Source organism: Citrobacter freundii complex sp. 2024EL-00216 (assembly GCF_043945515.1).
Lineage (GTDB): Bacteria > Pseudomonadota > Gammaproteobacteria > Enterobacterales > Enterobacteriaceae > Citrobacter > Citrobacter portucalensis.
The window spans coordinates 42,569-59,644 of sequence record NZ_JBIMRA010000002.1 but is presented as its reverse complement, the minus strand read 5'-3'; the positions used below and the strand labels follow the sequence as shown (position 1 = coordinate 59,644).

The 17,076-nt window shown below is 54.8% G+C and carries 20 protein-coding genes and 1 tRNA gene; 16 read left to right on the top strand and 5 right to left on the bottom strand.

Features of this window, described 5'->3' with window-relative positions; all coding sequences use genetic code 11:
* The first annotated feature begins 110 nt into the window (after positions 1-110).
* The 15 genes from napF to ACHHZ7_RS02675 all read left to right on the top strand — a co-directional run bounded on the left by napF (position 111) and on the right by ACHHZ7_RS02675 (position 12,296).
* Positions 111-602, top strand: a complete 492-nt coding sequence (gene napF / locus ACHHZ7_RS02745; protein ID WP_060683518.1) for a ferredoxin-type protein NapF — start codon at positions 111-113, stop codon at positions 600-602.
* Positions 592-855 (top strand): chaperone NapD, encoded by a 264-nt coding sequence (gene napD, locus ACHHZ7_RS02740; RefSeq protein ID WP_003027560.1) that lies wholly within the window; start codon positions 592-594, stop codon positions 853-855. The genes napF and napD overlap by 11 nt, the downstream gene beginning before the upstream one ends.
* Complete coding sequence (gene napA, locus ACHHZ7_RS02735; RefSeq protein ID WP_008785300.1) at positions 852-3,338, top strand: nitrate reductase catalytic subunit NapA; 2,487 nt, start codon at positions 852-854, stop codon at positions 3,336-3,338. Before napD ends, napA begins: the two co-directional genes overlap by 4 nt.
* A 6-nt stretch (positions 3,339-3,344) precedes the next feature.
* Positions 3,345-4,040 carry a ferredoxin-type protein NapG gene (gene napG / locus ACHHZ7_RS02730; protein ID WP_003834629.1) on the top strand — a complete coding sequence of 232 codons (696 nt, stop codon included), beginning with the start codon at positions 3,345-3,347 and terminating at the stop codon, positions 4,038-4,040.
* Complete coding sequence (gene napH, locus ACHHZ7_RS02725) at positions 4,027-4,890, top strand: quinol dehydrogenase ferredoxin subunit NapH (RefSeq protein ID WP_003027552.1); 864 nt, start codon at positions 4,027-4,029, stop codon at positions 4,888-4,890. Before napG ends, napH begins: the two co-directional genes overlap by 14 nt.
* Entirely contained in the window at positions 4,887-5,336 is a 450-nt protein-coding gene (gene napB / locus ACHHZ7_RS02720) for a nitrate reductase cytochrome c-type subunit (protein WP_003834627.1), read from the top strand. Before napH ends, napB begins: the two co-directional genes overlap by 4 nt.
* 9 nt (positions 5,337-5,345) lie before the next feature.
* Positions 5,346-5,948, top strand: a complete 603-nt coding sequence (napC, locus tag ACHHZ7_RS02715; RefSeq protein WP_003027548.1) for a cytochrome c-type protein NapC — start codon at positions 5,346-5,348, stop codon at positions 5,946-5,948.
* A gap of 20 nt (positions 5,949-5,968) precedes the next feature.
* Positions 5,969-6,589, top strand: a complete 621-nt coding sequence (gene ccmA, locus ACHHZ7_RS02710) for a cytochrome c biogenesis heme-transporting ATPase CcmA (protein WP_008785298.1) — start codon at positions 5,969-5,971, stop codon at positions 6,587-6,589.
* Complete coding sequence (ccmB, locus tag ACHHZ7_RS02705; protein WP_003027542.1) at positions 6,586-7,245, top strand: heme exporter protein CcmB; 660 nt, start codon at positions 6,586-6,588, stop codon at positions 7,243-7,245. The genes ccmA and ccmB overlap by 4 nt, the downstream gene beginning before the upstream one ends.
* Before the next feature lie 76 nt (positions 7,246-7,321).
* Positions 7,322-8,059 (top strand): heme ABC transporter permease, encoded by a 738-nt coding sequence (locus ACHHZ7_RS02700; protein ID WP_008785297.1) that lies wholly within the window; start codon positions 7,322-7,324, stop codon positions 8,057-8,059.
* On the top strand, positions 8,056-8,268 hold the full coding sequence (gene ccmD, locus ACHHZ7_RS02695) for a heme exporter protein CcmD (protein WP_020996676.1): 213 nt from the start codon (positions 8,056-8,058) through the stop codon (positions 8,266-8,268). Before ACHHZ7_RS02700 ends, ccmD begins: the two co-directional genes overlap by 4 nt.
* On the top strand, positions 8,265-8,744 hold the full coding sequence (ccmE, locus tag ACHHZ7_RS02690) for a cytochrome c maturation protein CcmE (protein WP_003834619.1): 480 nt from the start codon (positions 8,265-8,267) through the stop codon (positions 8,742-8,744). Before ccmD ends, ccmE begins: the two co-directional genes overlap by 4 nt.
* Positions 8,741-10,696 (top strand): heme lyase CcmF/NrfE family subunit, encoded by a 1,956-nt coding sequence (locus tag ACHHZ7_RS02685; protein ID WP_008785295.1) that lies wholly within the window; start codon positions 8,741-8,743, stop codon positions 10,694-10,696. Before ccmE ends, ACHHZ7_RS02685 begins: the two co-directional genes overlap by 4 nt.
* Entirely contained in the window at positions 10,693-11,250 is a 558-nt protein-coding gene (dsbE, locus tag ACHHZ7_RS02680) for a thiol:disulfide interchange protein DsbE (protein WP_003834613.1), read from the top strand. The genes ACHHZ7_RS02685 and dsbE overlap by 4 nt, the downstream gene beginning before the upstream one ends.
* Positions 11,247-12,296, top strand: coding sequence for a cytochrome c-type biogenesis protein CcmH (locus tag ACHHZ7_RS02675; protein WP_032944027.1), 1,050 nt, complete (start codon positions 11,247-11,249; stop codon positions 12,294-12,296). The genes dsbE and ACHHZ7_RS02675 overlap by 4 nt, the downstream gene beginning before the upstream one ends.
* A 96-nt stretch (positions 12,297-12,392) precedes the next feature.
* Here the strand turns inward: ACHHZ7_RS02675 and narP are convergent, their stop codons facing one another.
* The 4 genes from narP to ACHHZ7_RS02655 all read right to left on the bottom strand — a co-directional run bounded on the left by narP (position 12,393) and on the right by ACHHZ7_RS02655 (position 15,419).
* On the bottom strand, positions 12,393-13,040 hold the full coding sequence (gene narP / locus ACHHZ7_RS02670) for a nitrate/nitrite response regulator protein NarP (protein ID WP_003834605.1): 648 nt from the start codon (positions 13,038-13,040) through the stop codon (positions 12,393-12,395).
* A gap of 208 nt (positions 13,041-13,248) precedes the next feature.
* Positions 13,249-13,325 (bottom strand) — tRNA-Pro (locus ACHHZ7_RS02665).
* A gap of 74 nt (positions 13,326-13,399) precedes the next feature.
* The gene (gene yejM, locus ACHHZ7_RS02660) at positions 13,400-15,160 is read right to left on the bottom strand and encodes an LPS biosynthesis-modulating metalloenzyme YejM (protein WP_003834595.1); all 1,761 of its coding nucleotides are present in this window, start codon (positions 15,158-15,160) and stop codon (positions 13,400-13,402) included.
* 31 nt (positions 15,161-15,191) lie between these two features.
* The gene (locus tag ACHHZ7_RS02655) at positions 15,192-15,419 is read right to left on the bottom strand and encodes a YejL family protein (protein WP_003027506.1); all 228 of its coding nucleotides are present in this window, start codon (positions 15,417-15,419) and stop codon (positions 15,192-15,194) included.
* Positions 15,420-15,553: 134 nt separating this feature from the next.
* On the opposite strand from ACHHZ7_RS02655, the gene yejK reads away from it, so the two are divergent.
* Positions 15,554-16,561 carry a nucleoid-associated protein YejK gene (gene yejK / locus ACHHZ7_RS02650; protein WP_395148587.1) on the top strand — a complete coding sequence of 336 codons (1,008 nt, stop codon included), beginning with the start codon at positions 15,554-15,556 and terminating at the stop codon, positions 16,559-16,561.
* A 120-nt stretch (positions 16,562-16,681) separates the two neighbouring features.
* Here the strand turns inward: yejK and rplY are convergent, their stop codons facing one another.
* Positions 16,682-16,966 carry a 50S ribosomal protein L25 gene (rplY, locus tag ACHHZ7_RS02645; protein WP_003027502.1) on the bottom strand — a complete coding sequence of 95 codons (285 nt, stop codon included), beginning with the start codon at positions 16,964-16,966 and terminating at the stop codon, positions 16,682-16,684.
* Positions 16,967-17,076 lie beyond the last annotated feature (110 nt).

Here is a 17,076-nt window from a genome sequence, read left to right as displayed (position 1 = left end):
CTAACACATCCTGAAATATCTTACGGCTAAAAATAACTACTCATAAATAGTGCAGTTTTTTATGTCGTTCAACCCGCCGAGGGAGGGCGTCATTATGGAAGGACAATGTCATGGTTGATTTATCCCGTCGAGGTATGTTGACAGGCAGTTGGCGAAACGCCAGCGCAGGGATCCGTCCGCCGTGGAGCAAGGAAGACTCTCACTTTCTGGCCCATTGCCTCCGTTGTGACGCCTGCATCCAGGCGTGCGAAACCGACATCCTGCAGCGAGGCCAGGGTGGTTACCCGAGCGTAAATTTCAAACACGGCGAGTGCAGCTTTTGCTATGCCTGCGCAGAAGCCTGTCCCGAATCACTTTTTCTTCCGCGCCACACCAGGGCATGGGATCTGAATTTTACGATTGGGGAAAACTGTCTCGCACGTCAGTCCGTTGAATGTCACCGCTGTCAGGATAGCTGTGAGCCCATGGCAATAACCTTTCGCCCCACGCTGTCCGGCATTTATCAGCCGCAGCTCGACAATCAGGACTGTGACGGATGTGGCGCCTGTGTCGCTATCTGCCCGGTATCAGCCATTAATGCGGAGTACAACCATGGACAATAACTGGCAGGTCTGCAGCCTGGTCGTTCAGGCCAAAAGCCAGCATATCAACGATATCGCCACGCAGTTGCGTTCTTTTCCCGGTTGCGAAGTTGCACTCAGCGATGTGGAAAGTGGTCAGTTGATTGTGGTGGTGGAAGCTGAGCAAAGTGAAACGCTAATGAAAACAATTGAGTCAGTACGCAACGTTGCGGGCGTACTGGCGGTGTCGCTGGTTTATCACCAGCAGGATGAGCAAGGTGAGGAAACACCATGAAACTCAGTCGTCGTAGCTTTATGAAAGCTAACGCCGTTGCGGCCGCTGCGGCGGCTGCCGGGTTAAGCGTGCCGGGCGTTGCCCGCGCGGTAGTCGGTCAGCAAGAAGCCATCAAATGGGACAAAGCCCCGTGCCGTTTTTGCGGGACGGGCTGTGGCGTATTGGTCGGAACGCAGCAAGGGCGTGTTGTGGCATGCCAAGGCGATCCGGATGCGCCGGTTAACCGTGGGCTTAACTGCATCAAAGGTTACTTCCTGCCGAAAATCATGTACGGAAAAGACCGTTTAACGCAGCCGATGCTGCGCATGAAAGACGGCAAGTATCACAAAGAAGGCGAGTTCACCCCGATTAGCTGGGACCAGGCCTTTGACGTGATGGAAGAGAAATTCAAAACGTCGATGAAAGAGAAAGGCCCTGAGTCTATCGGTATGTTCGGCTCTGGCCAGTGGACGATTTGGGAAGGTTATGCCGCTGCCAAATTGTTTAAAGCGGGTTTCCGTTCCAATAACATCGACCCGAACGCACGTCACTGCATGGCGTCAGCAGTAGTCGGTTTTATGCGTACCTTCGGTATGGATGAACCGATGGGCTGCTATGACGATATCGAACATGCGGATGCCTTCGTCCTGTGGGGCGCGAATATGGCAGAGATGCACCCGATCCTGTGGTCGCGCATCACCAACCGTCGTCTGTCCGATCCTAATGTTAACGTCGCGGTTCTTTCCACCTTCCAGCACCGCAGTTTTGAGCTGGCGGATAACGGTATGGTCTTCACGCCGCAAACCGATCTGGTGATCCTCAACTACATCGCGAACTACATTATTCAAAACAATGCGATTAACCAGGATTTCTTTAGCAAGCACGTTAACCTGCGTAAAGGCGTGACGGACATCGGCTACGGTCTGCGTCCAACCCATCCGCTGGAAAAAGCGGCGAAAAACCCGGGATCCGATGCTTCTGAACCGATGAGCTTTGAGGATTACAAAGCCTTCGTTGCTGAGTACACGCTGGATAAAACCGCCGAAATGACCGGCGTACCGAAAGATCAGCTGGAACAGCTGGCGCAGCTGTATGCCGATCCGAAGAAAAAAGTCATCTCCTACTGGACGATGGGCTTTAACCAGCACACCCGCGGCGTGTGGGCCAACAACCTGGTCTATAACCTGCACTTGCTGACTGGCAAAATCTCCCAGCCAGGCTGCGGCCCGTTCTCTCTGACCGGCCAGCCTTCAGCGTGCGGCACCGCGCGTGAAGTCGGTACGTTCTCCCACCGTCTGCCTGCGGACATGGTGGTAACGAACGAAAAACACCGCGATATCTGTGAGAAGCACTGGAATATTCCGTCAGGGACCATTCCGGCAAAAGTTGGTCTGCACGCCGTGGCGCAAGACCGCGCGCTGAAAGATGGCAAGCTCAATGTCTACTGGGCGATGTGTACTAACAACATGCAGGCCGGTCCGAACATCAACGAAGAGCGTATGCCGGGCTGGCGCGATCCGCGTAACTTCATCATCGTCTCCGATCCGTACCCGACGATCAGCGCCCTGTCGGCTGACCTGATCCTGCCGACCGCGATGTGGGTAGAGAAAGAAGGCGCCTACGGTAATGCGGAACGCCGTACACAGTTCTGGCGTCAGCAAATTAAAGCGCCGGGCGAATCGAAATCGGATCTGTGGCAACTGGTGCAATTCTCTCGTCGCTTCAAAACAGAAGAAGTATGGCCGGAAGAGCTGCTGGCACAAAAACCGGAACTGCGCGGTAAAACGCTGTATGACGTGCTGTTTGCTACGCCAGCAGTAACGAAATTCCCAGTGACTGAACTGGCTGAAGATCAACTGAACGATGAATCCCGCGAGCTGGGCTTCTATCTGCAAAAAGGGTTGTTCGAAGAGTACGCCTGGTTTGGCCGCGGTCATGGGCACGATCTTGCGCCATTTGACGATTACCACAAAGCGCGCGGTTTACGCTGGCCGGTCGTTGAGGGTAAAGAGACCCAGTGGCGCTACAGCGAAGGCAACGACCCTTACGTGAAAGCAGGTGAAAGCTACAAGTTCTACGGTAAACCGGACGGTAAAGCGGTTATCTTCGCGCTGCCATTTGAGCCTGCTGCTGAAGCGCCGGATAAAGAATATGACCTGTGGCTGTCTACCGGACGTGTGCTGGAACACTGGCATACCGGCAGTATGACGCGTCGTGTGCCTGAACTGCACCGTGCTTTCCCGGAAGCAGTGCTGTTTATCCACCCGCTGGATGCAAAAGCACGCGATCTGCGCCGTGGCGATAAGGTCAAAGTGATTTCCCGTCGTGGCGAAGTGATTTCGATTGTTGAAACACGCGGTCGTAACCGTCCGCCGCAGGGGCTGGTGTACATGCCGTTCTTCGATGCCGCACAGCTGGTGAATAACCTGACGCTGGATGCGACGGATCCGCTCTCCAAAGAGACGGATTTCAAGAAGTGCGCCGTGAAACTGGCGAAGGTGTAACGCGTTATGTCCCGGTCAGCAAAACCCCAAAATGGCCGCCGCCGCTTTCTGCGCGATATGGTTCGCGCAGCGGGCGGGCTGGCCGTCGTTGGCGTGGCGCTGGGGTTGCAACAACAAACCGCACGCGCAACCGGCGTGCGGTTGCGCCCGCCAGGTGCACTGAGCGAGGAGGCATTCGCCAGCGCCTGCGTACGTTGCGGTCAGTGCGTTCAGGCATGTCCCTATGACACGCTGAAGCTGGCAACGCTGGCCTCCGGGCTGGCGGCCGGTACGCCATATTTTGTCGCCCGTGATATTCCCTGCGAAATGTGTGAGGACATTCCGTGTGCCAAAGTCTGCCCGAGCGGCGCGTTGGACAGGGAAATTGAATCCATTGACGATTCGCGTATGGGGCTGGCGGTACTGCTGGATCACGAAAACTGCCTCAACTATCAGGGACTACGCTGCGACGTTTGCTATCGCGAGTGCCCGAAAATTGATGAGGCGATCACCCTGGAGCTGGACCGCAATATGCGTACCGGCAAGCATGCGCGGTTTATTCCGACCGTGCACAGCGATGCCTGTACCGGCTGTGGGAAATGCGAAAAAGTCTGCGTACTGGAACAGCCAGCAATAAAAGTGCTGCCGCTGTCGCTGGCGAAAGGGGAGTTAGGACACCATTACCGCTTCGGTTGGCTGGAGGGGAACAATGGCAAATCGTAAACGTGATGCCGGGCGTGAAGCGCAGGCAAAAAAAGGATGGTGGAAGAGTCATCGCTGGCTGCTGCTGCGTCGTTTGAGTCAATTTCTGATACTGGCGATGTTCCTCAGCGGCCCGTGGCTTGGCGTGTGGATCCTGCATGGCAACTACAGTAGCAGCCTGTTGCTGGACGCTATCCCGTTCACCGATCCGCTGATTACTCTGCAAAGCCTGGCCAGCGGGCATCTGCCGGCGACGGTGGCGTTAACGGGAGCAGCTATCATCACGGTGCTGTATGCCCTGGCCGGTAAGCGACTGTTTTGCAGTTGGGTTTGTCCCATGAACCCGGTTACCGATTTAGCCAGTTGGTTGCGCAGAAGGTTTGACCTGAATCAGTCCGCAACCCTGCCGCGCCATATACGGTACGTCCTGCTGGTGGTTATCCTGGTCGGTTCCGCCCTGACCGGTACGCTTTTGTGGGAGTGGATAAATCCAGTCTCTCTGCTTGGACGGAGCCTGGTAATGGGATTCGGTAGCGGAGCGCTGCTGATCCTCGCGCTGTTTTTATTTGATTTACTGGTCGTTGAGCATGGCTGGTGCGGGCATCTTTGCCCACTGGGTGCGCTGTATAGCGTGGTGGGAAGCAAAGGGGCATTAACCGTTTCGGCAAAAGAACGTAACAGATGTAACCGCTGTATGGATTGTTTTCATGTTTGCCCGGAACCGCATGTGCTACGTGCGCCGGTGCTGGATGAGCAAAGTCCGGTGCAGGTAACCAGCCGCGATTGCATGGCCTGCGGTCGCTGCGTGGATGTCTGTTCTGAGGATGTTTTTACAATAACAACACGATGGAGTTCGGGAGCGAAATCATGAAAAGCCATGACCTGATTAAGACGCTGTGTCAATGGACGGCCCTGCTTGCCCTGGTCGTCAGTGGGGCCGTTTGGGCTGCAAATGGAGTGGATCTGAGCCAGTCACCGGAAGTCTCAGGAACACAGGAAGGGGCGATTCGCATGCCGAAAGAGCAAGAGCGCATGCCGCTGAACTATGTGAATCAGCCGCCGATGGTTCCGCATAGCGTTGAAGGGTATCAGGTGACGACTAACACTAACCGCTGCCTGCAATGCCACGGTGTGGAAAGCTATCGCACTACCGGTGCGCCGCGCATCAGTCCGACGCACTTTATGGACAGCGACGGCAAGGTATTGGCTGAAGTTGCGCCGCGTCGTTATTTCTGCCTGCAATGTCACGTTCCGCAGGCTGACGCCGCGCCGATTGTTGAAAATACCTTCACCCCCTCGAAAGGTTACGGGAAATAAGAGGTCATTATGGAAAATTCTAACCGTAAACCAGGCTGGATTAAGCGCGTCTGGCAATGGTGGCGTCGCCCCAGCCGTCTGGCGCTCGGCACGCTGTTGTTAATCGGCTTTGTGGGCGGCATTATTTTCTGGGGCGGCTTTAATACCGGTATGGAAAAGGCCAATACAGAAGAGTTCTGCATTAGCTGTCACGAAATGCGCAATACGGTATACCAGGAATACATGGAAACCGTACACTACAACAACCGCAGTGGTGTGCGAGCGACTTGCCCTGATTGCCACGTCCCCCATGAGTGGGGCCCGAAAATGATCCGTAAGATCAAGGCCAGTAAAGAGCTGTACGCGAAAGCACTGGGGCTGATAGATACACCGCAGAAATTTGAAGACCATCGTCTGACGATGGCGCAAAATGAGTGGCGGCGTATGAAAGATAATAATTCGCAAGAGTGCCGAAACTGTCACAACTTCGAGTTTATGGATTTAACCGCCCAGAAAGGCGTTGCGGCCAAAATGCACGACCAGGCCGTGAAAGACGGGCAAACCTGTATTGACTGTCATAAAGGGATAGCGCACAAACTGCCTGATATGCGCGAAGTCAAACCGGGCTTTTAACAGGATGTAGATAACCAGGTATGCTTGAAGCCAGAGAATTACTTTGCGAGCGAGATGACAGAATACTGTTCAGCAATCTGTCATTTCGCGTCAACGCAGGGGAATGGGTACAAATTACCGGCAGCAACGGCGCAGGGAAAACTACTCTGCTGCGGTTGCTTACCGGGCTGGCGCGTCCCGATGCAGGGGAGGTTTGCTGGCAAGAGCAGCCGCTGCATCACGTGCGGGACAGCTACCATCAGCAACTGCTGTGGATCGGACATCAGCCGGGGATAAAAACCCGGCTTTCGGCGTTGGAGAACCTGCGTTTCTTCCATCATGACGGCGACATTGCACAGTGTCTGGCTGCGCTGGCACAGGCGGGACTTGCCGGATATGAAGATATTCCGGTGAACCAGCTCTCCGCCGGACAACAGCGGCGCGTGGCGCTGGCCCGTTTGTGGCTGACCCGCGCCCGGCTGTGGATCCTCGATGAACCCTTTACCGCCATTGATGTGAACGGCGTTGAGCGACTGACTCAGCGTATGGCGCAGCATACGGAGCAGGGCGGTATTGTTATTCTCACCACCCACCAACCGCTCAATGTCGAAACCGATAAAGTGCGACGTATTGCGCTGACCAGCGAGAGGGCAACGCAATGATGTGGCGAATCTTCCGTTTAGAACTGCGAGTTGCGTTTCGTCATAGTGCGGAAATCGCCAATCCTTTATGGTTCTTCCTGATTGTTATTACGCTGTTCCCCCTAAGCATTGGGCCGGAGCCGCAGCTACTGGCGCGCATTGCGCCGGGCATCATTTGGGTTGCGGCGCTGCTGGCGTCATTGCTGGCGCTGGAACGCCTGTTTCGTGATGATCTGCAGGACGGCAGCCTTGAGCAACTGATGCTGCTGCCGTTACCGCTACCGGCCGTGGTGCTGGCGAAAGTGATGGCGCACTGGGTCGTGACCGGCCTGCCGCTGTTGATTCTCTCGCCGCTAGTGGCGCTGCTGCTGGGCATGGATATGTACGGCTGGAAAATTATGGCGCTGACGTTGTTACTCGGAACGCCGACGCTGGGCTTCCTCGGTGCGCCGGGTGTGGGGCTGACGGTGGGCTTAAAGCGCGGCGGCGTGTTGTTAAGCGTGCTGGTGCTCCCGCTCACCATACCCTTACTGATTTTTGCAACCGCCGCGATGGATGCGGCTTCTATGCACTTACCGGTTGAAGGGTACATGGCAATTCTGGGCGCGTTGCTGGTCGGCAGCGCCACGTTAAGCCCGTTTGCCACAGCCGCGGCGTTACGGATAAGCGTGCAGTAACGAGAATTAGATGTGTAGGCCGGGCAAGGTGCTCTGGCACAACGGATTTTAATTTATGGAGTCTGGTGACTGAACTATGTGGAAAACACTTCATCAATTGGCGATGCCCCCTCGGCTCTATCAGATCTGTGGCTGGTTTATCCCGTGGCTGGCGATTGCCAGCGCGGTGGTACTGATAACGGGATGGGGCTGGGGCTTTGGTTTTGCGCCTGCGGACTATCAGCAGGGGCAGAGCTATCGCATTATTTATCTGCACGTTCCGGCGGCAATCTGGTCGATGGGCATTTATGCCTCGATGGCCGTTGCCGCGTTTATCGGCCTGGTCTGGCAGATGAAAATGGCCAATCTGGCGCTGGCTGCGATGGCGCCGATTGGTGCAGTGTTTACCTTTATTGCGCTGGTGACGGGCTCCGCATGGGGCAAACCGATGTGGGGAACCTGGTGGGTCTGGGATGCCCGACTCACCTCTGAACTGGTGCTGCTGTTTCTCTACGTGGGTGCCATTGCGCTGTGGCATGCCTTTGACGACCGCCGTCTGGCAGGTCGTGCCGCCGGTATTCTGGTGCTGATTGGCGTGGTCAACTTACCGATTATCCACTATTCGGTTGAGTGGTGGAATACGCTGCATCAGGGTTCTACCCGCATGCAGCAAAGCATCGATCCGGCGATGCGTACGCCGCTGCGTCTGGCGATCGTCGGCTACCTGTTACTGTTTGTCACGCTGGCGCTGATGCGCATGCGTAACCTGATTTTGATGATGGAAAAACGCCGCCCGTGGGTGAGCGAACTGATCTTAAAAAGAGGCCGCCAATGACCCCTGCATTTGCATCATGGAGTGATTTTTTCGCGATGGGCGGCTACGCCTTGTATGTCTGGCTTGCCGTAGCGATGAGCGTTATCCCGCTGGTGGTGCTGGTACTGCATTCCGCGTTACAACATCGCGCAATTTTACGCGGTGTGGCGCAGCAGCGGGCGAGAGAAGCGCGTATGCGTGCGGCGCAAGTGCAACGGGAGGCGGCGTGAATATTCGACGTAAAAATCGGTTATGGATAGCCTGTGCGGTACTGGCGGGTCTGGCATTGACCATTACGCTGGTGCTTTATGCGCTGCGTTCTAATATTGACCTGTTCTATACGCCGGGAGAGATACTCTACGGTAAGCGCGAAACGCAGCAGATGCCCGAAGTCGGTCAGCGCCTGCGCGTGGGCGGAATGGTGATGCCCGGTAGCGTAAAGCGCGATCCGCAGTCGTTGAAGGTGAATTTCAGTATCTATGACGCCGAAGGTGTGGTGGATGTCACCTACGAAGGCATTCTGCCGGATCTGTTCCGCGAAGGGCAGGGTGTCGTTGTTCAGGGCGAACTGGACGAAGGAAATCATGTGCAGGCCAAAGAGGTTCTTGCCAAACATGATGAGAATTACACCCCGCCGGAAGTCGAAAAAGCGATGCAGGAAAACCATCGTCGCCCGGAAAGTGTTTATAAGGATAAAACGTCATGATGCCTGAAATTGGCAATGCGCTGTTGTGCCTTGCGCTCGGCGTGGCGTTACTACTGTCGGTCTATCCGCTGTGGGGCGTAGCGCGCGGCGACGTGCGAATGATGGCCTCCGCGCGGCCTTTTGCCTGGGTTCTGTTTATCTGCGTGATGGGGGCGTTCCTGATTCTGGTCAACGCCTTCGTGGTTAATGACTTTACCGTCACCTACGTTGCCAGCAACTCCAATACCCAGCTTCCGGTCTGGTATCGGGTGGCAGCAACCTGGGGTGCCCATGAAGGCTCTCTGCTGCTATGGGTTTTGCTGATGAGCGGCTGGACGTTCGCCGTTGCGGCATTCAGCCAGCGTATGCCGCTGGACATCGTTGCCCGCGTGCTGGCGGTAATGGGGATGGTAAGCGTTGGCTTTCTGCTGTTTATTCTGTTTACCTCCAATCCGTTTGCCCGTACGTTGCCCAACTTCCCTATTGAAGGGCGCGACCTGAACCCGCTATTGCAGGATCCGGGACTGATTTTCCATCCGCCGTTACTGTACATGGGGTATGTCGGCTTCTCCGTGGCCTTTGCGTTTGCGATTGCCGCGCTGATGAGCGGACGACTGGACAGTACCTTCGCCCGTTTTTCGCGTCCGTGGACGCTGGCGGCGTGGGTGTTCCTGACGCTGGGTATTGTGCTCGGTTCGGCCTGGGCCTATTACGAGCTGGGCTGGGGCGGTTGGTGGTTCTGGGATCCGGTTGAGAACGCCTCGTTTATGCCATGGCTGGTGGGAACGGCGCTGATGCACTCGCTGTCGGTAACCGAACAGCGTGCCAGCTTTAAAGCCTGGACGCTGCTGCTGTCAATCTGCGCATTCTCGCTTTGCCTGTTAGGTACTTTCCTGGTGCGCTCCGGCGTGCTGGTATCGGTGCATGCCTTCGCCTCCGATCCGTCGCGCGGGATGTTTATTCTGGCCTTTATGGTATTGGTGATTGGCGGCTCCCTGCTGCTGTTTGCGGTGCGCGGTCACAAGGTCCGCTCACGGGTGAACAACGCGCTGTGGTCGCGTGAATCTCTGCTGTTGGGCAACAACGTTCTGCTGATTGCCGCCATGCTGGTGGTGCTCTTGGGCACGCTGCTGCCGCTGGTGCACAAACAGCTGGGTCTGGGCAGCATTTCGATTGGCGAACCGTTCTTCAACACCATGTTTACCTGGCTGATGGCGCCGTTCGCGCTGTTGCTGGGAATTGGGCCATTAGTGCGTTGGGGCCGTGACCGACCGCGTAAACTGAAAACGTTACTGATTATCGCGTTTGTCACCACGCTTGTTCTGTCGCTGCTGCTGCCGTGGTTGTTTGAGGATCGCATTGCCGCTATGACGGTGGTAGGGCTGGCGATGGCATGCTGGATATTCGTGCTGGCGATGTCCGAAGCGTTCCTGCGTGTTTCCCGCGGAACGAAGTTAACACCAAGCTATTGGGGCATGGTGTCGGGCCACGTTGGGCTGGCGATTACTATTGTCGGTATTGCCTTCAGCCAGAACTACAGCGTTGAACGCGATGTGCGTATGAAAGCGGGTGATAGCGTCAGTATCCATAACTATCAGTTCACGTTCCGCGAAGTGAAAGATATTACCGGACCTAACTACCGGGGTGGTGTCGCCATTATTGGCGTTACCCGAGATGGTAAACCGGAAGCCACGCTGCATGCGGAAAAACGCTTCTATAACAGCACCAGTTCGATGATGACCGAAGCGGCAATTGACGGCGGATTCACGCGCGATCTGTACGCCGCGCTGGGTGAAGAACTGGATAACGGCGCATGGGCTGTGCGTCTGTACTACAAACCGTTTATTCGCTGGATTTGGGCCGGAGGATTGCTGATGGCGCTGGGCGGATTGTTCTGCCTGTTTGATCCACGCTACCGTCAGCGCGCGCGTCCTCGCGCAGCGGTGCAAAAAAATGCGTCGGAGGCTGTATGAAGCGCAACGCACTGTTAATTCCGTTTATTATTTTTCTGATCATTGCGGCGGCGCTGCTGTGGCAGCTGGCGCGTAACGCTCAGGGAGACGATCCCACGAATCTGGAATCGGCGCTGATCGGCAAACCCGTTCCGACATTCCGCCTGGAGTCGCTGGAGAATCCGGGTCAGCATTATCAGGCCGATGTGCTGACCCAGGGCAAACCGGTACTGCTGAACGTCTGGGCGACCTGGTGCCCGACCTGTCGCGCCGAACATCAGTATCTGAACCAGCTATCTGCACAAGGCGTGCGGGTGGTGGGTCTGAACTATAAAGACGATCGTCAGAAAGCCATTGTCTGGCTGAAAGAGCTGGGCAATCCTTACTCATTAAGCCTGTTTGACGGCGACGGTATGCTCGGTCTGGATCTTGGCGTGTACGGCGCGCCGGAAACGTTCCTGATCGACGGTAAAGGTATTATTCGCTATCGCCATGCCGGTGATTTGAATGCCAGGGTGTGGGAGAGCGAGATCAAACCGTTGTGGGATAAGTACAGTAAGGAGGCTGCGCAATGAGATTTTTACTGGGCCTGCTGATGCTGGTTATCTCGGGATCTGCGCTGGCGACCATCGATGTGATGCAGTTTAAGGATGAAGCGCAGGAGCAGCAGTTCCGTCAGCTTACCGAACAGCTGCGCTGTCCTAAATGTCAGAACAACAGTATCGCCGATTCTAACTCGATGATTGCCACTGACCTGCGCCAGAAAGTGTACGAACTGATGCAGGAAGGGAAAAGCCAGAAAGAAATTGTCGATTATATGGTGGCGCGCTACGGCAACTTTGTCACCTACGATCCGCCGTTGACGCCGCTTACTGTGCTTTTGTGGGTGATGCCAGTGGTAGCGATTGGTTTGGGCGGCTGGATTATTTTTGCCCGTACTCGCCGACGCGTCCGGGTGAAGCTGGAAGAGTTTCCTGACGACGTTATCCCGGATGGCAAACGCGGTGGATTTGGGTTGTTTGTGCCCGGCATCGTGGTGGCGCTGATCGTTGGCGCGGTGAGCTATTATGAAACCGGCAGCTATAAGCAGGTTCAGGTCTGGCAGCAGGCCACCGCTCAGGCTCCGGCGCTGCTGGAACGCGCGTTGGATCCGAAAGCTGACCCGCTCAATGAAGAGGATATGACACGTCTGGCGCTGGGACTGCGCACGCGTTTACAAGCCGATCCTACAAACGTTGAAGGTTGGATCATGCTTGGGCGTATTGGCATGGTACTCGGTAACGCCAGTACGGCCACTGAAGCCTATGCCAATGCCTATCGACTGGATCCTAAAAACAGCGATGCGGCGCTGGGTTATGCGGAAGCACTGACCCGTTCATCCGATCCTGACGATAATCGCAGGGGAGGGGAGCTGTTACGCCAGCTGGTGCGCGGTGAACATGCCAACGTGCGGGTTCTCAGCATGTACGCGTTTAACGCTTTTGAACAGCAGCGCTTCGGCGAGGCGGTTGCGGCGTGGGAGATGATGCTGAAATTATTACCGGCCAATGATACCCGTCGGGCGGTGATAGAACGCAGCATTAAGCAGGCGATGGAGCAGCTAACGCCGCAGGAGAAGTAAGAGTCCAGATTGCCCGAAGGCATGCTGCTTTCGGGCCTGTGCGAGCTTTGTAGGCCGGATAAGACGCTGTTGCGTCGCCATCCGGCATCTCATTGATTACTGCATGCCGCGTGTTTGCAAAAACAGGATGGTGGCAGCAACGCGAGAACGCACGTTGAGTTTGCGCAGCAGGTTACGAATATGCACCTTCACCGTCTGTTCGGAAATATTCAGTACCGACGCAATCTGTTTATTCGACAGCCCCTGAGCCAGCTCGTGTAACACATCCAGCTCGCGTTCGGTGAGAATGCTGAATGGATCTTCCTGCGCACCAAACAGGTCACGTTCGCGCAGATATTCGCTAACACGAGCGCTAAACGCTTTACCACCTTTTGCGCCGTTACGAATGGCTTCCAGCAAGACTTCGGGATCGCTATCTTTCAGTAAATAACCATCCGCGCCGGCATCAATTAAGGCGTACACATCGCTGGCGGCATCCGATACGGTAAGAATAATAATTTGCGCGGTGACGCCGTCCCGACGCAGCGCATTCAGGGTGTCCAGCCCGCTCATACCTTTCATATTGAGATCCAGCAGGATCACATCAAGGTCCAGACGGTTTGCCAGATCGATAGCACTTGCGCCGTCGCCTGCTTCAGCGACTACGTCAAATGCGGGATCCAGTTGCAATAATTGACTAATTCCCCGCCGCATGAGTGGGTGGTCGTCGACAATCAGCACCCGAAAAGGCGTTACTTCAGGCATACTATTCTCCTGAGCTTTTATTAGTATCATTATTGTTTTCAGCGCATCAATCGTCCAGATTCATCGCGCTGATGAGAGGATGAATTTTACCCCAATTTGTGCATGGGTAAGTAGTAAAACCTGTACTGAAGGCTGCTGTAAAACTCAGGAATGCGGAATCGCAGACATAAAAAAACCAACCACAAGGGTTGGTTTTTTTGGGGATTTTTGGTCGGCACGAGAGGATTTGAACCTCCGACCCCCGACACCCCATGACGGTGCGCTACCAGGCTGCGCTACGTGCCGACGCTATGGCTGCTAATACTACTGCTTTCCGCTACGAATGCAAGAGGATGCCTCACTAACTGATTTATAATTAATCAGTTAGCAATAAATCGTTTCTCATCCGTCAGAACCTGTAGCAGCAGGCTGAGCTGCGGTTTCTGATCTTTTATTTTCTCGCCACGTAAATCATAGGTCTGATAATTTCCGTTGTTGTTCAGCACCAGCGTCATCTCTGGCGTAGTCACTGCCATCGTGCTGCCGTCGGCGGCGGTCACCCAGTAATGGCGACGTGTAGCATTGAACAAATCCTGCCCCTGCGAGTATTCGTTAGCCGGCGTGCTGACATGCAGCAGGCGCTGCATCAGCGTCGTCATCAGGTCTGTATGATCGGTCAGGCTATTGATACGCTGGGCAGGTGTTCCCGGCCAGTGAATCACCAGAGGAACCTGCAGATGACCGCGCGACCAGGCAAAGTTGTTCTCTTCCTGAGTCAGCGGCACACCGCGACCCGCGGTAATAATCACCACCGTGTTGTCCAGTTTACCCGAGTCGCGCAGGGCGCTAAGAACACGGTTAATATTGGCATCCACATCCTGAGCGGCGCTGGCGTAGCGTTTGGCAAAGTTCTTCTGGTTACTGTCATCAAGGTTTGTCCCGTTAAAGGAGACCCAGGAGAACCAGCGATTATCTTCCTGCGCGTAGCGTCCCAGCCAGTTAATCCATTGGCTTGCGGTTTGCTCATCAGATTGTGTTTGCACGCTCGGCATGGAGAAGTCTGACAGCAGCGCCTGGCGATAAAGCGGGCTGGTAAAGCCATCCGAGGAGAATAGTCCTAACTGATACCCTTGCTGGTTCAGTGCAGAGATCAGCGCCGCAGGCGTTCGGGTCGACAAAATGCCATCCATGTAGCTTGGTGATACACCATAGAACAGGCCAAAGATCCCGTTATCCGTGGTGTTGCCTGAGCTCATGTGACGCGTAAAGGAGATATTCTGCCCGGCGAACTCAGCCAGCGCAGGCATCTGTTTTTCAAAGCGTGAGTAGTTCAGGCCGTCTACGGTGATCAGCAGAACGTTCTGGCCGGTGCCCATATCGCGATAGTGCAGTTCGCTGAGCGGGTACTGCACGGAAACCGCTTCCGGATTGCCCTGTTCGATCAGGCGACGCTGATACTCTTGCGCATCCAGCAGGCCATGTTTTTCCAGAAACTTACGCGCCGTCATCGGGTAAGAGAGTGGCAGGTTTGCGCGCTGCATGGTAATCGGGCGATAGAAATTGGCATCTGCCCAGATATACACCACATGCGAGGCGATAAAAGAAACAAAGAAGAATGCCGCTAACGGTTTGGCGAAATGGCGACGACGCGTCAGGCTGCGCAGCTTTTGCCAGCTCCAGGTCGCAAACAACATTTCTATTAGCAGGATAACCGGCACGCTGATAAACAACAGTTGCCAGTCACGCGCCGCTTCGTTCTGGTCAGGATTAATGACCAGTTCCCAGACGATCGGGTTAAGGTGCAGGTGGAAGCGGGTGAAAACTTCGCTGTCGATTAACAACAGCGTCATGCCAGCTGTCGCCAGAATAGCTGATAAGAATCGCATCAGCCTCTGGGACATGACGATAAACGTCAGGGGAAACAGGATTAGCAGATAGGTGGCAAACACCAGAAAGCTAAAATGCCCGACAACGCTCAGGTAGGAATAAACACGACCTGCAAGGGTTGTCGGCCAGTCGGCGACAAACAGGTAACGGCTACCGAGAACCATTGCCAACAGAATGTTGAACAAGGCAAACCAGTGCCCCCAGCTAACCATCTGGGAGACTTTCTCACGGTAGCGCTGACGATGAGTTACCATAAACTGTTGTTCGTTTCCCCGGAGCAGGCTCTTAATGCGCTTGGTCGTCGTTTACCGAAGACTGCAATGCGCGGGCAAAAGAGTTGGCAATCGCCTGGCGCTGGGCCGGTGCGATGCTTGTATTGATAAGGTTAGTCACCATGTTTCCCAGAACCATCAGGGAAAGGTCGGTCGGCGCCTTATGTTTTTCCAGTACGTTGAGCATCTCATTCAGCAGTTGTTCAACGTGTTCGTCACTATAGCGGGAAATTTGTGGCATAAATCGAAATCAGTCTGTTCATGAAAGGGCAACATATTACCGTACAGACAGTTTTTTTTCTGCTTTTTTATCTTCTATTGCGTCACTGCCCGGCAGGTGGTTGAATACCGCCCGGTCTAAAAGGAGAGTTTATCATGAGTCTGGATATCAACCAGATTGCCCTGCACCAGCTTATCAAACGTGACGAGCAGAACCTTGAGCTGGTCTTGCGCGATTCATTACTGGAACCGACAGCGACGGTTGTCGATATGATGGCTGAGTTGCATCGGGTGTATAGCGCCAAGAATAAAGCCTATGGCCTGTTTAGCGAAGAGAGTGAACTGGCGCAAACGCTGCGTTTACAGCGTCAGGGCGAAGAGGATTTTCTGGCATTTAGTCGTGCCGCGACCGGACGCTTGCGGGACGAGCTGGCGAAATATCCTTTTGCCGACGGCGGCATTGTCCTGTTCTGCCATTACCGCTATCTGGCGGTAGAGTATCTGCTGGTCGCCGTGCTGAACAATTTAAGCAGCATGCGCGTCAATGAAAATCTGGATATCAACCCGACGCACTATCTGGATATCAATCATGCGGACATCGTGGCGCGTATTGATTTAACCGAGTGGGAAACCAATCCGGAGTCCACACGCTATCTGACGTTCCTGAAAGGGCGGGTAGGGCGCAAAGTCGCCGATTTCTTTATGGATTTCCTCGGTGCCAGCGAAGGTCTGAACGCCAAAGCGCAAAACCGTGGCCTGCTGCAAGCTGTCGATGACTTTACTGCCGAGGCGCAACTCGATAAAGCCGAACGCCAGAACGTGCGTCAGCAGGTGTACAGCTACTGTAACGAGCAGTTGCAGGCTGGTGAAGAGATCGAACTGGAGTCGCTGTCTAAAGAGCTTTCCGGCGTCAGTGAAGTCAGCTTCAGCGAATTTACCGCTGATAAAGGCTACGAGCTGGAAGAGAGCTTCCCTGCGGATCGCAGTACGCTGCGTCAGTTAACCAAATTTGCCGGCAGCGGCGGTGGGTTAACCATTAACTTCGACGCTATGTTACTGGGTGAACGTATTTTCTGGGATCCGGCGACGGACACCTTGACCATCAAAGGTACGCCGCCGAACCTGCGCGACCAGCTGCAGCGCTGCACGTCTGGCGGGAAATAAAACCGTGTGCCGGGTGAGAGCGTTAACGCCTTATCCGGTCGACGAGAACCATCAGTATCGATGACAAAACCCCATAAAAAAACCCCGCCTTGGCGGGGTTTTTCTTCAACTTGTTTGCGATTACGCGCGAACGAAGTCGATGTGGGACAGCTTCGGCTTGAACGGGTGACGCTGTACAGCCTGAGCTTTAACTTTAACTTCTTTACCGTCAACAACGATGGTCAGAACTTCGCTGTAGAATTCAGCTTTAGCTTGCATGTTCATAACTGCATCGTGATCCAGTTCGATAGCAATCGGGGCTTCTGCGCCACCGTAGATGATTGCCGGGAACTTGTTAGCGGCACGCAGGCGGCGGCTCGCACCCTTACCCTGCTCTTTACGTACTTCAGCGTTGATAGTAAACATTTAAATCTCTCTTTAATAATTCCTGCTACAGGCGACCCAGCAACAGGTAAGTGATCTGCTTTGCGTATGCAAAAGCGGGCGAGATTCTATACTCAAACGGCTGGTACATC

Bases quoted from the DNA above. Each gene is read 5' to 3' on its own strand.
- napF (WP_060683518.1), top strand. From the start codon at position 111: ATGGTTGATTTATCCCGTCGAGGTATGTTGACAGGCAGTTGGCGAAAC.
- napD (WP_003027560.1), top strand. From the start codon at position 592: ATGGACAATAACTGGCAGGTCTGCAGCCTGGTCGTTCAGGCCAAAAGC.
- napA (WP_008785300.1), top strand. From the start codon at position 852: ATGAAACTCAGTCGTCGTAGCTTTATGAAAGCTAACGCCGTTGCGGCC.
- napG (WP_003834629.1), top strand. From the start codon at position 3,345: ATGTCCCGGTCAGCAAAACCCCAAAATGGCCGCCGCCGCTTTCTGCGC.
- napH (WP_003027552.1), top strand. From the start codon at position 4,027: ATGGCAAATCGTAAACGTGATGCCGGGCGTGAAGCGCAGGCAAAAAAA.
- napB (WP_003834627.1), top strand. From the start codon at position 4,887: ATGAAAAGCCATGACCTGATTAAGACGCTGTGTCAATGGACGGCCCTG.
- napC (WP_003027548.1), top strand. From the start codon at position 5,346: ATGGAAAATTCTAACCGTAAACCAGGCTGGATTAAGCGCGTCTGGCAA.
- ccmA (WP_008785298.1), top strand. From the start codon at position 5,969: ATGCTTGAAGCCAGAGAATTACTTTGCGAGCGAGATGACAGAATACTG.
- ccmB (WP_003027542.1), top strand. From the start codon at position 6,586: ATGATGTGGCGAATCTTCCGTTTAGAACTGCGAGTTGCGTTTCGTCAT.
- ACHHZ7_RS02700 (WP_008785297.1), top strand. From the start codon at position 7,322: ATGTGGAAAACACTTCATCAATTGGCGATGCCCCCTCGGCTCTATCAG.
- ccmD (WP_020996676.1), top strand. From the start codon at position 8,056: ATGACCCCTGCATTTGCATCATGGAGTGATTTTTTCGCGATGGGCGGC.
- ACHHZ7_RS02685 (WP_008785295.1), top strand. From the start codon at position 8,741: ATGATGCCTGAAATTGGCAATGCGCTGTTGTGCCTTGCGCTCGGCGTG.
- dsbE (WP_003834613.1), top strand. From the start codon at position 10,693: ATGAAGCGCAACGCACTGTTAATTCCGTTTATTATTTTTCTGATCATT.
- ACHHZ7_RS02675 (WP_032944027.1), top strand. From the start codon at position 11,247: ATGAGATTTTTACTGGGCCTGCTGATGCTGGTTATCTCGGGATCTGCG.
- narP (WP_003834605.1), bottom strand. From the start codon at position 13,040: ATGCCTGAAGTAACGCCTTTTCGGGTGCTGATTGTCGACGACCACCCA.
- yejM (WP_003834595.1), bottom strand. From the start codon at position 15,160: ATGGTAACTCATCGTCAGCGCTACCGTGAGAAAGTCTCCCAGATGGTT.
- ACHHZ7_RS02655 (WP_003027506.1), bottom strand. From the start codon at position 15,419: ATGCCACAAATTTCCCGCTATAGTGACGAACACGTTGAACAACTGCTG.
- yejK (WP_395148587.1), top strand. From the start codon at position 15,554: ATGAGTCTGGATATCAACCAGATTGCCCTGCACCAGCTTATCAAACGT.
- rplY (WP_003027502.1), bottom strand. From the start codon at position 16,966: ATGTTTACTATCAACGCTGAAGTACGTAAAGAGCAGGGTAAGGGTGCG.